The organism is Pseudomonas sp. Nvir, from assembly GCF_963778085.1.
GTDB lineage: Bacteria > Pseudomonadota > Gammaproteobacteria > Pseudomonadales > Pseudomonadaceae > Aquipseudomonas > Aquipseudomonas juntendi.
The window spans coordinates 2,829,037-2,842,936 of sequence record NZ_OY970405.1 but is presented as its reverse complement, the minus strand read 5'-3'; the positions used below and the strand labels follow the sequence as shown (position 1 = coordinate 2,842,936).

Below are 13,900 nucleotides of genomic sequence, written 5' to 3'. Positions count from 1 at the left end.
AGATTGTCGCAGTTGGTCGCACCCGCCACCGTCCTTAAAGTGGCGCCGCCATCGCAATGGCCAGTGCAATTTTTCCCAGACAGCAACGCTGAGCCGGCCAGGACCCGGGCTCTGCTTCCCGAAAACGGCGCCAAGGTGCGCCACCCTGTGAGGCTCCTTCATCATGAGCGTGCTCGAGGCGCTAGACCTGGCTCGAATCCAGTTCGCCTTCACCGTTTCCTTCCATATCCTGTTCCCCGCCATCACCATCGGCCTTGCCAGTTACCTGGCCGTGCTCGAAGGCCTGTGGCTGCGAACGGACCAGCAGGTCTACCGCGACCTCTACCATTTCTGGTCGAAAATCTTCGCCGTCAATTTCGGCATGGGCGTGGTGTCCGGCCTGGTCATGGCGTACCAGTTCGGCACCAACTGGAGCAGGTTCTCCGATTTTGCCGGTGCCGTTACTGGCCCGTTGCTGACCTATGAAGTGCTCACCGCGTTCTTCCTGGAGGCAGGCTTCCTGGGGGTTATGCTGTTTGGCTGGAACCGCGTCGGCCGTGGCCTGCACTTCTTCTCCACGGTGATGGTCGCGCTCGGCACGCTGGTCTCGACCTTCTGGATTCTCGCCTCCAACAGCTGGATGCAGACACCCCAAGGCTATGAAATTGTCGATGGCCGGGTGATTCCGGTGGACTGGCTGGCAGTCATCTTCAACCCCTCATTCCCCTACCGGCTGATGCACATGGCCACTGCCGCATTCGTTGCCACGGCATTCTTCGTCGGCGCTTCGGCGGCCTGGCACCTGCTGCGCGGGCGTGACAACCCAGCTATCCGCAAGATGCTGTCGATGGCCATGTGGATGGCCCTGATCGTAGCGCCGGTGCAGGCGGTCATCGGCGACTTCCATGGGCTTAACACCCTCAAGCACCAACCGGTGAAAATTGCGGCGATCGAAGGCCACTGGGAGAACAAACCGGGTGAACCGACCCCGCTGATCCTGTTCGGAATCCCCGACATGAAGGCCGAAACCACCCGCTTCAAGATCGAGATCCCCGCCCTCGGCAGCCTGATCCTGACCCACAGTTTGGACAAGCAGGTACCGGCGATGAAGGAGTTCCCACCTGAGGATCGGCCCAACTCGACCATTGTGTTCTGGTCGTTCCGGGTCATGGTCGGCCTCGGCTTGCTGATGATCCTCGTCGGCCTGTGGAGCCTGTGGCTGCGCAAGCGCGGCACGCTCTACACATCGCGCCCGTTCCTGTACCTGACATTGTGGATGGGGCCGTCGGGACTGATCGCCATTCTCGCCGGCTGGTTCACTACCGAAATCGGCCGCCAGCCGTGGGTGGTGTACGGCTTGCAGCGCACTGCCGATGGTGTGTCGAACCATGACGCCACCCAGCTCAGCATTACCTTGGTCGCGTTCGTGGTGGTGTACTTCGCCCTGTTCGGCACCGGTCTCGGCTACATGATGCGCCTCGTGCGCAAAGGACCAAAACCTGGCGAGGGCGACCAACACACCCCAGGCGGTCCAGGCCAGCAACATACTCCGGCACGGCCGCTGTCCGCCGCCGACGATTACCAGGCAGAGGTGAACTAAAATGGGCATCGACCTTCCACTGATCTGGGCGGTGATCATCATCTTCGGCGTGATGATGTATGTGGTGATGGATGGATTCGACCTGGGGATCGGCATGCTCTTCCCCTTCGTCAAGGACGCGCGTGACCGGGATGTGATGATGAACACCGTCGCCCCGGTATGGGACGGCAACGAAACCTGGCTGATCCTCGGCGGTGCAGCGCTGTTCGGCGCTTTTCCGCTGGCCTACGCGGTGGTGCTGGAGGCGCTTTACCTGCCGCTGATCCTGATGCTGATCGGCCTGATCTTCCGGGGCGTGGCCTTCGAGTTCCGTTTCAAGGCCAAACCCGCTAAGCGCCACCTCTGGGACAAGGCCTTCATCTGGGGCTCGCTGGTCGCGACCTTTTCCCAGGGGGTTGCCCTGGGCGCCTTTATCGAAGGCATCAAGGTGGTCGAGCGCAAATACGCTGGAGGCGCGCTCGACTGGCTCACGCCATTCAGCCTGTTCTGCGGACTAGGCCTGGTAGTCGCCTACACCCTGCTCGGTTGCACCTGGCTGGTGATGAAGACCGAAGGGGCGCTGCAGCAGCGCATGCACGACGTTGCCAGGCCTCTGGCGCTGGTACTGCTGGTAGTGATCGCCGTGGTCAGCCTGTGGACACCGCTGGCCTACCCACAAATCGCTGCCCGCTGGTTCAGCATGCCCAACCTGCTCTGGTTCATGCCGGTGCCGATCTTGGTGTTGGTAACGTTCTACGGGCTGCTACGTGCCGTGGCGCGCAACGCGCACTACACGCCGTTCTTGCTGACCCTGGCACTGATCTTCCTGGGCTACAGCGGCCTGGGCATCAGCCTGTGGCCAAACATCATCCCGCCGTCGATCAGCATCTGGGAAGCCGCAGCGCCGCCCCAGAGCCAAGGCTTCATGCTGGTGGGCACACTGTTCATCCTGCCTATCATCCTCGGCTACACGTTCTGGAGCTATTACGTGTTCCGCGGCAAGGTGACTCATGAAGACGGCTATCACTAGGAGCACAACGTGATGACACCCAGTGTGAAGCAACCGATGTGGCGCCGACTTACCTGGCTGCTGCTGATCTGGGCAGGCAGTGTCGCGGCTTTGGGCCTGTTCGCCTGGCTGATCCGATTGTTCATGCTGGCTGCCGGCATGCGCACTCATTGAGCCCCCTGACGGGCGCAGCTGCGACAAAAGGGCGCACCCATGAACTTTTACAGCCCGCAACGGATGCGGCTTAATGCACGCCTCTGTCCCGTCCTGAATAAGGTTTACACCTTCCATCCCGAATTTCCGGAGAGTCAGATGGAGCAAGGTGTAAAGCGCACACAGCGTGATTACTCACTGTCTTTTAAATTGGCGGTGGTTGATCAGATCGAAAAAGGCGAACTGACCTACAAACAGGCCCAGGTGCGGTATGGCATCCAGGGTCGGTCGACGGTTCTGGTATGGTTGCGTAAGCACGGTCGGCAGGATTGGAGCCAGGGGGCTTCGATCCGCGACGAGAGGAGCTGCGCGATGTCTGACCCCAAAACGCTGACTCCAGAGCAGCGGATCAAAGAGCTTGAGCAGCAGCTTGAGCTGATGAGCCAGAAGGCTCAGTTCTTTGAAACGGTCGTTGATGTTCTGAAAAATGACTATGGTGTCTCGGTCGTAAAAAAGCGATCCGGCAAGTCCTCTCGCAAGGTCAAGTCGCAGGACTGAGCATTGCCAGGGCTTGTCAGTTTCTAAGCATCAGTCGACAGGCTTACTACAAACGCAACCGAGCTGCTGATGGCAAAGAGCACCAGGCAGATCGGGTGGTTGAGTTTGTTCAGCAAGTCCGGATGCGCCAGCCTCGTCTGGGCACCCGCAAACTGCACTATCTGCTGCGTTGCCAACCTGACAAACGATTCCAAATCGGCCGAGACAGGCTGTTCCAGGTCTTGGGAGAGCGCCGTTTGCTAGTGCTGCCTAAGCGGGCCTATCACAAGACAACACAGAGCTTTCATCGCTTCTATCGCCACCCCAACTTACTCAAGCCCGGCCCAAGCCAAGTCGTTCCGATAAGACCGGAGCACGTCTGGGTTGCCGACATTACTTACCTGCCCGCACGCAACGGCCCGCTGTACCTGAGCCTGGTAACGGACGCGTACTCCAGGAAAATTGTTGGCCACCACGTCCATGAAAGCCTGCATGCCGAGTCAGTAGCGCAAGCCTTCAAGCAAGCACTACGAAAGCGACGTCGTCGCCAGCCATTAGTCCACCATTCGGATCGAGGCATCCAATATTGCTCGGAGCTATACCAGTCACTTCATCAGCGGCATGGGGTTCAGTGCTCGATGACAGATGGATATGACTGCTATCAGAACGCACTGGCCGAGCGAATCAACGGAATCCTCAAGACGGAGCTGCTGTTGAGCAGTCCTGAAGACCTGGAGCAAGCAAGGCAGATGGTCGATGAGGCGGTGCAGATCTACAACGCAGAGCGGCCTCATATGGCTCTGAAAAACAAAACGCCCGATGCGGTGCATCGGGCGTTTTGAGGCCTATCGGCCAACCTGAACAGGTGTAAACCTATTTCAGGACTAGACACTCATTCGTTCGGGGGTTTCATGGCTGCACGTGCTCGCGCACACTTCTATCTGCTGGCCTGCTTCGCCGTGCTGTTCAACCTGCTGGCGATGCCGCTCGACCGTGCCTTGCAAACACCCCGCATCGATAGCCAGTCACTGATCCTCGGTAGCTTCTGCAGCCTGCACGGTGCGCAGAGCCTGCCCAAGTCACTGCTGGCCCAACTCAAGGCCGAGTTGCCGCAACTTGACGAGCAGCCGGCAACGAAAAACCAGGCGGGCGACTGCTGTTGCGGACACGCCGGGCATGCCTTGCTGGCCAGCGACTATTATCGTCACCTGTTCCCCCGCTTCTGGCCCGATGCACTCCTGCTCGGTGACAGCCACAGGTTGCCACTGCCACGCGAGCAGTGGCCAAAGCTGAACCCCCGCGCCTCTCCCCTGGCCTGACCCGTCGCTGATTGCCAACGGCTGCCCCGTGACCTGCGGTGCGTAGCCCTGCCCGACTGTCTAGCCAGGAAATCTTCCATGCCTGCGTTCCGTTGCACCGCACGCGCTGTCCTGCCCGTGCTCGCTTTGTTCAGCCTCAGCCCCCTGTCATTGGCCGTTGCCGAAACACTGCCCGCTGAAAACTCCACCCTCACCCTCGGTGCGGTCACCGTAACCGGCACCGAAAGCGGCCCGCTGGCCACCAGCAGCGTGCTCAGCTCGGTGGACATCCTGGGGGGTGATATCCTTGAAAAAATGCCCGTGACCTACAGTTGGCAACTGTTCAGCCGCGCGCCAGGGGTGATGCTGACCGAGTTCAACCAGGGCACCACCTCGGGCAAACTGTCGTTTCGCGGTTTCAATGGCGAAGGCGAAGTGAACGCGGTGAAGTTGCTGATCGATGGCATCCCCAGCAACACCAACGACGGCAACATGCCCTTCATCGACTCGGTGTTCCCCATGGACATCGACAGCATCGAAGTGGTGCGTGGCACCAGCGACCCACGCTACGGCCTGAACAACATCGCCGGCAACGTCAACATCAACACCCGCACCGGTGGCAACTACAACAAGGCGCGCGTGCGCTACGGCAGCTTCAACACCCGCGAAGTGCAACTGGCCAAGGGCATCGAGACCAGCAACTGGACGCAGAACTATTTCTTCGGTCGCCAACAGGTCGACGGCTATCGCGACCATGCCGACACCGAGCGCTACAGCTTCGGCGGCAAGTGGTTCTACACCCCTGACGATGGCAGCTACCGCCTTGGCCTGATCGCCCGCCACTACGAGTCCGAAGCCCAGGAGGCCGGCTACCTGACCGAAGACGATGCCCGCCATCACCCGCGCATGAGCAACGCCTACAACGCCACGGACAAAGGCACACGGCGGATGAACCAGGTCAGCGTGCACTTCGACACGGACTTGACCGACAACTTGTCCTGGTCGGCCAAGATCTACCTCAACACCTTCGACGACCGCCGCTGGACCCAGTACTGGCGCACCAGCTCACAGCAGGAGCGCGACACCTACGAAGACCAGTATGGCGCCATCACCTCGCTGACCTGGCGGCCCCAGGTGGACTGGCTGCACGCCTTCGCCCTGGAAGGCGGCAGCGATGTGCAAAAGCAGCAGAACCGCAGCGAGCGCTATCGCACGCTGGAACGGGTGCGTCAGGCCCAGACCCGCGACCAGGACTTCGACTTCAACACGGTCGGTGCCTACGTGCAGGCTGAGATCGAGCCGTTCGAATCACTGAAGATCGTGCCGGCCTACCGGGTGGACAAGATCAGTGGCGACTTCACCAACAAGATGACCGGGCAGGACTACGACATCAACGACTATGGGCTGATCAAGCAGCCCAAGCTCAGCGTGGTCTACTCGCCTTGGCGCTTCGCCAGCGTCTACGCCAACTGGGGGCGCACCTTCCAGGTCGGTACCGGTGCGGCGGCCTACAAGGTGCCGCCGCGCAACGAAGACCTTGACCCGTCGATCAACGACGGCTGGGAAACCGGCGTCAAGTTCACACCTGCCAGCTGGATCGATGGCCGCGTGGCCTACTGGCGCCAGGACGCCACCGGTGAAGTCAGCCGCCGCCTCAACGACCCCAGCGGCGAATCGGACAACGTCGGTGAAACCCGGCGCTGGGGCTACGACCTGCAGGTCAACCTGCACCCGAACGAGCGCACCGAGATGTGGATGTCGTACTCCTGGCAATACTCGAAGATCCTTGAACCCAGCAGCGCATTGCCCGACAGCAAAGGCAAGGAAATCGACCACGTGCCGCACCACCTGTGGAACACCGGCATCAGCTACCAGGCCACCCCTGCCCTGCAACTGAGCGCCTGGGCGAACGGCCAGACCAACTACTACCTGGAGCGTGAGAATACCCAGGGCACGTACGGCGGCTACGTACTGATGAACCTGGGCGCGACCTACAAGCTCAGCGAAACCATGAGCGTCGACCTGCAACTGAAGAACCTGACCAACCGCTACTACGAGTACGTCTGGTACGACCCCGATGGCGCCGACGCCTCGCTGCATTCGCCGGGTGACGGTCGGGCCCTGTATGCCGGGGTGACCTTCGATTTCTAAAAGGGATCTGCGTTCTGCCTGGTGAGTGGTCTGTTACGCCAAAGCGGCGTTATAACGATCACTTGCATCAGTTGAGCGGGGTGGGTGGGAGTGTCCCCAGCAGTGAGACCGCTGCGACTGCCGCCACCCCACAGAACCATTCAACCAGGATGCTGGTGCGCAGTACGTGAATACGGCCTGATCGAGCATTCAGTCGATTGAAGAGTGCCAGCAACAGCATCGCCATCACCAGGCTAGCCTTGATCAACAAAATGAGCGCGAAGCCGCTGAATAGCGGGGTCGGCCAGTAGGCGCCACTAAGGACCCGGACGTTTATCAGGCCGGTGAGGATGATGCTGGCGACCAGGCAGTAACCGATCGTGCTGAATCTGTGCAGCACTTGGCGAGCGTCCTGTGGAGCACGCTGCATCAACACCATCAAGAGCAGTGTCAGCCCTCCAAGCCATGCGCCAACACAGAGAAGGTGGATGACTTGGTTGACGATCAGGAGCTGCCCACTGATACCGTCAAACATGGCGACGTGACCAACCGGTGCCAGAGAGGCGAGCACAAACCCGCTCAGAATGACTCGCAAGTTGAATGGCGGGCGGGGATTGAGACACAGGCATACAAACAGTACCAGGCTGACGATCAGGTGCGCCGCCCAGACCCGGCCAAAAAAAGTACTGCGCAATACCTGCAATACAGCCTGCACATCAACTGCGGCCTGCCAGGAATCAGCCATGCTGGCCGCTGTGACCATCAACCATCCAAGCCCACTGACCAGTGACAACAGCGCGAGCAACCGCAGCGCTCGGTCGAGTGCTTGATCCAGGGACATATACGCCACGGCCCCTGTGTTGGAGCCCAGCAACAGGGGCCTGAGCAAACTGGCCCCGAACATCATCAGCACGATAGAAAAGTGAACGAACCGGCAAACGATTATCGCGCTGTCCATGCACTCAGTTGCCTACCGTAAACGCGTAGTGACCTTCGCTTTTGTGGGTATCGACCGAGACGGCATGCCATTGAACCTCGTACTGGCCGGCGGCCAGAGGTTGCTCCGGTGTGACGATGAGGGTCTTTTTATCACTCGGATCGGTCGCGATGCTTTTCACCGAAACGGCCGCACCACCGGTTGTGATCTCGACCTTGGTGAACTTTTCTTCGACACCTTCCGAGAACACCAATCGCAACTCTGTAGGCGCCTTAACGGTGCTGTCCGCGGCAGGTGTTTCGCTCTTCAGATGGGCGTGAGCAAAGGCGGGTGTGACAGTCGCGACCGAGGCAAGCAGCGCTACGGTCGTGAGTATCGTTCTTGCAAAATGTGCAGGCATGGGTCAGGTCCTTAAGCGTCAAACACGGTTAGTCGATGATAGCTCAAGGGCAAGACCTGATTCAGTTCACCAGCCAACTAGCGCTTGAGCAGCAGGATAAAGAACAACCCGCCAAGTGCCGCCGTGGCGATGCCGATCGGCAGGTCTTGCGGCGCGATGACAGTGCGCGCCGCCACATCCACCCAGACCAGGAAAATCGCCCCAAGCAATGCGCTGACCGGGATCAGTCGGCGATTCTCGGCGCCCACCAGCGCACGGGCCATGTGGGGCACCATCAGCCCGACGAAGCCAATGGCTCCGCTGAGCGACACCAGCACGCCGGTCAGCAGCGAGGTGCAGACGAACACCTGCAGGCGCAGGCGCTTGCCGCTGAAGCCCAGGCTCAGCGCCGTCTGCTCGCCGCTCATCAAGGCGTTCAGGCCACGCCCGAGCAAGCGCAATGCCAGCAGCCCGGCCAGCACGCACAGCGCCGGCAGCCAGATCAGGTTCCAGCGTGCCGCCCCCAGGCCGCCAAGCATCCAGAATACCACCGAGGCCGCCGCATGCTGATCGCCGGTGTACAGCAGCAGATTGACCAGCGCCATCAGCACGAACGACACCGCTACTCCGGCCAGCAACAGGCGGTCGCTTTCCATGCCTGCGCCGCGCCGGGCCACCGCGATCACCAGCAGCATGCTGCCTGAGGCCCCCACGAATGCAGCAAGCGGCAGGCTGAAGACCCCGATGAACTCGCCTAGGTAGAGCATCACCAGCACCGCTCCCAACGCCGCCCCGGAGCTGACACCGAGCAGGTGCGGGTCGGCCAACGGGTTTCGGGTGACCGCTTGCAGCGCGGTGCCGACCAGGGCCAGGCCAGCCCCCACCAACGCCCCCAGGACCACCCGGGGCGCGCGGATCACCCAGACGATCTGCGCCTGGCTATGGGTCCAGTCCCCGTCAAGGTTCAAGCCCAGCTTCTGGCCGACGATGCCTGCCACATGGGCCAGCGGCACCGACGCCGGGCCGAAGGCCAGGGCACAAAGGCACGACAGCAACAACAGCGTCAGCAGGATTGCATTGAGTCCGCGATGCCCCGCCAGCCCGCCCCTGCCGATCAAGGCTGGGCCACCGGCGGCGACTGTGGGTGCAGCGCCTCGGCGAGCACTTCGATGGCCTGCGCATTCTCCACCGACGGCGTCACCTGCAGGTAGCTGAGTACCACAAAGCGTTGATCACGGATGGCCTGCACATCCTTGAGCGCCGGCTGGCGCAGCAGGAAATCGCGTTTGGCCTGCCAACTTTGCGGGCCATAATCGACGATCATGATCACTTGCGGGTCGCGCTCCACCACACTCTCCCAGTTCACCTGAGTCCAGCTGGCGTTGACATCCTCCATCACGTTGTTGCCCCCGGCCGCATCGATCAACGCCTGGGGCATACCCAGGCGGCCCGAGGTGGTCGGCCGGTCTTCACCGCTGTCGTAGAGAAACACCCTTGGCCGCTGGCTTTTGTGCGCCACGGCCGCGCGCACCGTCGCGATGCGCTCGCGCATCTGTGCCTCCAGTGCCTGCGCCCTTGGCTCGACCGAGAAGATGCGCCCCAGGTTGTCCAGGTCGCGGTACACATCCCCAACACTGGCACGCGGCTGCGGCATGACCCAAGAGCACGATTCGCTCAGTTCGTACACGGCAATGCCAAACGGCGCGAGCGTCACCGGCGTGACCGGCCCGCCCACGTGCATGCCGTAGTTCCAGCCGGCGAAGAACAGCTGCGTGTCGGCCGCCAGCAAGGTCTCAATCGAAGGGTAGCGGCTGGCCAACTGCGGCACGCCGTCGAGCGCCTGGTCGATCCACGGATCGCGGTGCTTGTTGCGGGTAAAACCGGTATAGCCGACGATTCGCTCGCGCAAGCCCAGGTGCAGCAGCATGGCGGTCATGTTCACATCGTGCACCACCACCCGTTGCGGGGCTTGCGCGAAGGTCACATCGCGCGCGCAACTGCGCACGCTCAAGGGATAGTCACTGGCCGTGGCCGGCAATGCAATCACGGCAGCCAGCAGCCAGGTCAGGTAGCGCAGGTTCATGGTTGGGTGATCCAGGTAATTCGCGGGTAGGCATGCAGCGGGTGCGGGTCGACCAGGGCATCGACGCCGAACACCTGCTTGAGCAGAGCTCGGGTCAGCACTTGGTTGGGCGTGCCGCTGGCGACGATGCGGCCTTCGTCGATGACATACAGCCGATCGCAGAAAGCTGCGGCCAGGTTCAGGTCATGAAAGCTGGCGATGATGCTCAATTCCAGCCCGCGCAGGTGCTGCAACAGCTCCAGCTGATAGCGCGGGTCGAGGTGGTTGGTCGGCTCATCGAGGATCAGCAGCCCGGGTGCCTGCACCAGGGCCCGCGCCAGCAAAACCCGCTGCTTCTCGCCACCGGACAGCGTGGCGAAAGGCTGATCGGCGTGGGCACCAAGCCCGACCTGGGCGAGCGCCTGGTTGACTCGCTGCACGTCCGCGGCGCTGTCACCGTCGAACAGGCCTTTGTGTGGCGCCAGGCCCAGGCTGGCGACATCGCCGACGCTCAAGCCGAATGCCTCGGGAAACTCTTGCAGCACCACGGCGATGCGTTGCGCGCACCAGCGCGCCGGGCGTTGCCAGATGTCATCCTGGCCAACCCGCACACGTCCGGCGCTGGGCTCGCTGGCCCGATAGGCACAGCGCAGCAGGCTGCTCTTGCCGCTGCCATTAGGGCCGATGAGGCCGACGAACTCACCGGCGCCAACCCGCAGGTCCACGCCTTGCAGCAGCGTCCTTGGCTGGCGCCCCGGCGCCTTCAACGTTCAGTCCAGGGCTTCGATATTCAGCGTTGTCATGCCGTGCCACCTCAGCAAGGCACCGGCCGGCTGGCCGGTGCAACAGTGTCAGAAGCTGTAGTCCGCCGTGACGAAGAACGAACGTGGCTCGCCCAGGTACCACTGCCGGCCATTGTTGTCGGTGCTGGTGGCGTACAGGCGGTCGAACAGGTTGTTCAACTGCAGGCCCAAGGTCAGGTCCGCTTGTACGTGCCAGTCGAAGTTGGTATCGACCACGGTGTAGCCTGGCACCTTGACGGTGTTGGCGTTGTCCGCATAGCGGCTGTCGACGTAACGGGCCCCGGCGCCTGCGCTGAAGCGCTCGCCGAAGTCCTTGCTGAGCCACAGGTTGGCCGTGCGCCGCGGCACGTTGATCGGCCGGTTACCGGAATAGTCGTTGCCGGCACTGGCGAACTCGTCGTACCTGGCCCGTACCCAGGCCGCGTTCGCTGACAGTTGCAGGTCGTACGGCAGGCGCAGTTCCAGGGTCGCCTCGAGGCCATCCGATGACTGCTGGCCTACCTGCTGTTGCAAAGTAGGGTTCAGTGGGTCGGTGCTCAGCAACTTCTTCTTGACGATGTGGTACGCCGCCAGCGTCCACTCCCCTCGCCCTTCGGGCAGCATCTGCTTGATGCCGACCTCGGTCTGCTTGGCCGTGCTCAGGTCCCATTGCTGCTGGGCGGCGTTGAGGGTCAGCAGGTTGCTCACGCCCTCGGTGCTAGTGGCGTACTGGCCGTAGACCGACAGGTCCTCGGTCAGGGCGAAAACAAGCCCCGCCCGCCAGTTGTCTCCCGACAGGCTGCGATCACTGCGGGTGTCGGCGAGCAAGTCCTTGCGGTTCAGGTGCACCTGGTCGCGGCGCACGCCTGTGATCAGCGACAGGCGTTCGGTCAACTGTGTGCGGTTTTCGGCAAACAGCGAGAACTGCCGGGCCTGGTTGGCTTCGCGGCTGCGGAACGGGTCGTTGCTGATGTACTCGCCACCCCCGGAACCGGACAGCGGCACGGTGTCGCTCAGGGTGTTGCCGAAGTCGTGCTTGCGCACGAAACGGATGGAGTTGTAATCGGCGCCGACCACCGTCTGGCTGTCCAGGCCAAACAGCGAGTGCTGCAGGGTGAAGGTCTGGCGGTCGCCGATCTGCTCCTCGGTCTGCTTGATGCTGATGAAGTTGCTGCGCAGGATCTGGTCACCCGGTTGCCAGGTGTAGCTTTCGGCATTGCGCCAGCGGCGCTGGACCTTGAGGAAGTACAGCTGGTTGCTGGCGCTGAGGTTGTCGTTGATCTGCCAATCGGTGACCAACCGCGTGGACTGGTCGTTGTAGTGCACTTCGGCATTGTCGACGTTGTAGTTGTGGTCGCGCAGCGACTCACGGAAATGCCCGTTCACCAGCGGCGTGCCGAAATACTGCTGCGGGTCCTGGTCGGCGTAGTCATGGCTGAGGGTGACGCTCAGGTCGTCGTTCGGTTGCCAACGCAGCGAGCCACTGAGGGCGAGGCTCTGCGAATCGCCACGGTCGACCCAGCCGTTGCTGGCCAGTTTGTTCAAATTCAGCCGGTAGCTGAGGGTATCGCTCAGCGAACCACCGCTGTCCAGGGCCATCTGGCGACGATCATCAGAGCCGTAACCCAGGCGAAAATGGTTACGGATCTCACCCTCGAACGGCTTTTTTGGCACAACGTTTACCACCGCGCCGGTGGCGCCTTCGCCGTACAGCACCGACGCCGGGCCACGCAGGATATCGATACGCTCGACCGACCAGGTGTCTACCGGGAAGGTGACCGTGCCCGCACCGACATACAGGCGGGTGCCGTCATACAACTGCATGGTCGAACTGTGCCCGGTAAAGCCCCGCGCCGACAGGGCCGTGCCGCCGTTGCCGGGTGTGCCGATGAAGGTGATACCGGGGGAGCGGGTCACCGCGTCCTGGACGCTGACATTGTTGCGCTCGAGGATTTGCGCCGAGCTGATGCTGGTGACACTGGCAGGCGTCTCCAAAGCAGTGAGATTCAGGCGCGAGCCGCTGGTGGTCGGCGTATGCAGGTCTGGCTGAGGGTTCACCACTGCGACACCGGTCACATCGGTGGCCGGCAAGGCCAGGGCTTGATCGGTTTCGGCGGCCTGGGCCGAAACGCACAGCAACAGGCAGGGCGCCAGGCTGGCACGCAGCACAGAAGCGGGCAAAGGACTGAACAGCGAAAGTCGGGACATGTCGTTCCACTTGAAGCAGGAATGGAAGAAGCCCGGAGGGATAAACGCACAGGGAAACGCAGGCGTGCGCCTACGCAAACCGGCCTGCGCCCGCCCACCGCGGGTTGCCTATACATGCTTCAGGCCGGTCTCCGGGCTCGCGAGGGTCATGAAGCATTCACCTTCCCATGCCAGGGCACAGTGGTCTTTTGAATGCTTCGCTCGCATACCGTTGCGGGGGCAGCGCCGGACTGATCATCACGCGATGACGAACCGGCTTCCCGTTTCACCCCAGGCTCGACGGCAAGGGGCACCTGAAACAGGCGCGCAGGGGAACATCAAAGTGCCGCTACGTCAAGCGCAGGCGGCAACCCAAGGGACGGGCTCACTCACCTTCCCCATGCCGTGGCGCGGGAAGGACATGCACATGCCCATGCTCGACTCCACGCTCCACCGTCAATTGTCGGGACAGGCGCTCAAGTGCCCCACTCGGCCCTTGCAGCACCGAAACTTCCAGGCAACGGCCGGCATCCAGGTGCACGTGCAATGTCGAGCGCGTCAGTTCATGGTGGGCATGCAGGGTCTGGTTGAGGCGCTTAGGCAATTCGCGGCTGGCGTGGTCGTACAGATAGCTGACCACCGCCACGCACGGGGCTTCGTCGGGTAACGCCTCGGCTTCACGCAGGCCGCTGCGCAGCAGATCGCGAATGGCCTCCGAGCGCCCTTGATAGCCCTGCGTCTCCACCCGCCGGTCGATGAGATCCAGCAGCTCTTCGTCCAGCGTGATGGTGATCCGTTGCATTTTGTAACTTCCAGTAAGATGATTTTAGATAGACATCATACCCACCCTTCTTTAGCCTACGGCCTC

13 protein-coding genes and 1 riboswitch are annotated in these 13,900 nt (G+C 61.9%); of the genes, 6 read left to right on the top strand and 7 right to left on the bottom strand.

Annotation, left to right across the window (positions count from 1 at the left end):
* Window positions 1-163: 163 nt before the first annotated feature.
* The 6 genes from AACG97_RS13700 (at window position 164) to AACG97_RS13675 (ending at window position 6,706) form a co-directional block, all read left to right on the top strand.
* Window positions 164-1,579 (top strand): cytochrome ubiquinol oxidase subunit I, encoded by a 1,416-nt coding sequence (locus tag AACG97_RS13700; protein ID WP_115294115.1) that lies wholly within the window; start codon window positions 164-166, stop codon window positions 1,577-1,579.
* 1 nt (window position 1,580) lies between these two features.
* Entirely contained in the window at window positions 1,581-2,588 is a 1,008-nt protein-coding gene (cydB, locus tag AACG97_RS13695) for a cytochrome d ubiquinol oxidase subunit II (protein ID WP_115294114.1), read from the top strand.
* Between the two features lie 12 nt (window positions 2,589-2,600).
* Entirely contained in the window at window positions 2,601-2,741 is a 141-nt protein-coding gene (locus tag AACG97_RS13690; RefSeq protein WP_009686860.1) for a DUF2474 domain-containing protein, read from the top strand.
* A 138-nt stretch (window positions 2,742-2,879) separates the two neighbouring features.
* Window positions 2,880-4,099 (top strand): IS3 family transposase gene (locus AACG97_RS13685; RefSeq protein WP_125855774.1). Its coding sequence is split into 2 segments (ribosomal slippage): window positions 2,880-3,228 and window positions 3,228-4,099, totalling 1,221 coding nucleotides; the frame shifts between segments, so codons are not numbered across the junction.
* 69 nt (window positions 4,100-4,168) lie between these two features.
* Complete coding sequence (locus AACG97_RS13680; protein WP_125855180.1) at window positions 4,169-4,576, top strand: DUF2946 family protein; 408 nt, start codon at window positions 4,169-4,171, stop codon at window positions 4,574-4,576.
* Between the two features lie 78 nt (window positions 4,577-4,654).
* Entirely contained in the window at window positions 4,655-6,706 is a 2,052-nt protein-coding gene (locus AACG97_RS13675) for a TonB-dependent receptor (RefSeq protein WP_232555126.1), read from the top strand.
* 67 nt (window positions 6,707-6,773) lie between these two features.
* On the opposite strand, the gene copD is transcribed toward AACG97_RS13675, so the two are convergent.
* The 7 genes from copD to nikR form a co-directional block, all read right to left on the bottom strand.
* Window positions 6,774-7,643 carry a copper homeostasis membrane protein CopD gene (gene copD, locus AACG97_RS13670; protein WP_115294112.1) on the bottom strand — a complete coding sequence of 290 codons (870 nt, stop codon included), beginning with the start codon at window positions 7,641-7,643 and terminating at the stop codon, window positions 6,774-6,776.
* Between the two features lie 4 nt (window positions 7,644-7,647).
* Entirely contained in the window at window positions 7,648-8,022 is a 375-nt protein-coding gene (gene copC / locus AACG97_RS13665) for a copper homeostasis periplasmic binding protein CopC (RefSeq protein ID WP_009686865.1), read from the bottom strand.
* Between the two features lie 77 nt (window positions 8,023-8,099).
* Window positions 8,100-9,119 carry a FecCD family ABC transporter permease gene (locus AACG97_RS13660; RefSeq protein ID WP_009686866.1) on the bottom strand — a complete coding sequence of 340 codons (1,020 nt, stop codon included), beginning with the start codon at window positions 9,117-9,119 and terminating at the stop codon, window positions 8,100-8,102.
* Window positions 9,116-10,084, bottom strand: a complete 969-nt coding sequence (locus AACG97_RS13655) for an ABC transporter substrate-binding protein (RefSeq protein WP_009686867.1) — start codon at window positions 10,082-10,084, stop codon at window positions 9,116-9,118. The genes AACG97_RS13660 and AACG97_RS13655 overlap by 4 nt, the downstream gene beginning before the upstream one ends.
* Window positions 10,081-10,830: an ABC transporter ATP-binding protein gene (locus tag AACG97_RS13650; protein ID WP_225786387.1), complete on the bottom strand. Its 750-nt coding sequence runs from the start codon at window positions 10,828-10,830 to the stop codon at window positions 10,081-10,083. The genes AACG97_RS13655 and AACG97_RS13650 overlap by 4 nt, the downstream gene beginning before the upstream one ends.
* A gap of 84 nt (window positions 10,831-10,914) precedes the next feature.
* Window positions 10,915-13,053 (bottom strand): TonB-dependent receptor, encoded by a 2,139-nt coding sequence (locus AACG97_RS13645; protein ID WP_197886212.1) that lies wholly within the window; start codon window positions 13,051-13,053, stop codon window positions 10,915-10,917.
* A 105-nt stretch (window positions 13,054-13,158) separates the two neighbouring features.
* Window positions 13,159-13,365, bottom strand: a riboswitch (cobalamin riboswitch).
* A gap of 52 nt (window positions 13,366-13,417) precedes the next feature.
* Window positions 13,418-13,834, bottom strand: a complete 417-nt coding sequence (gene nikR / locus AACG97_RS13640; RefSeq protein ID WP_115294109.1) for a nickel-responsive transcriptional regulator NikR — start codon at window positions 13,832-13,834, stop codon at window positions 13,418-13,420.
* Window positions 13,835-13,900 lie beyond the last annotated feature (66 nt).

What these genes read in the sequence shown, in the direction of transcription:
- AACG97_RS13700 (WP_115294115.1), top strand. Translation starts at nt 164, where the DNA reads ATGAGCGTGCTCGAGGCGCTAGACCTGGCTCGAATCCAGTTCGCCTTC.
- cydB (WP_115294114.1), top strand. Translation starts at nt 1,581, where the DNA reads ATGGGCATCGACCTTCCACTGATCTGGGCGGTGATCATCATCTTCGGC.
- AACG97_RS13690 (WP_009686860.1), top strand. Translation starts at nt 2,601, where the DNA reads ATGACACCCAGTGTGAAGCAACCGATGTGGCGCCGACTTACCTGGCTG.
- AACG97_RS13680 (WP_125855180.1), top strand. Translation starts at nt 4,169, where the DNA reads ATGGCTGCACGTGCTCGCGCACACTTCTATCTGCTGGCCTGCTTCGCC.
- AACG97_RS13675 (WP_232555126.1), top strand. Translation starts at nt 4,655, where the DNA reads ATGCCTGCGTTCCGTTGCACCGCACGCGCTGTCCTGCCCGTGCTCGCT.
- copD (WP_115294112.1), bottom strand. Translation starts at nt 7,643, where the DNA reads ATGGACAGCGCGATAATCGTTTGCCGGTTCGTTCACTTTTCTATCGTG.
- copC (WP_009686865.1), bottom strand. Translation starts at nt 8,022, where the DNA reads ATGCCTGCACATTTTGCAAGAACGATACTCACGACCGTAGCGCTGCTT.
- AACG97_RS13655 (WP_009686867.1), bottom strand. Translation starts at nt 10,084, where the DNA reads ATGAACCTGCGCTACCTGACCTGGCTGCTGGCTGCCGTGATTGCATTG.
- AACG97_RS13645 (WP_197886212.1), bottom strand. Translation starts at nt 13,053, where the DNA reads ATGTCCCGACTTTCGCTGTTCAGTCCTTTGCCCGCTTCTGTGCTGCGT.
- nikR (WP_115294109.1), bottom strand. Translation starts at nt 13,834, where the DNA reads ATGCAACGGATCACCATCACGCTGGACGAAGAGCTGCTGGATCTCATC.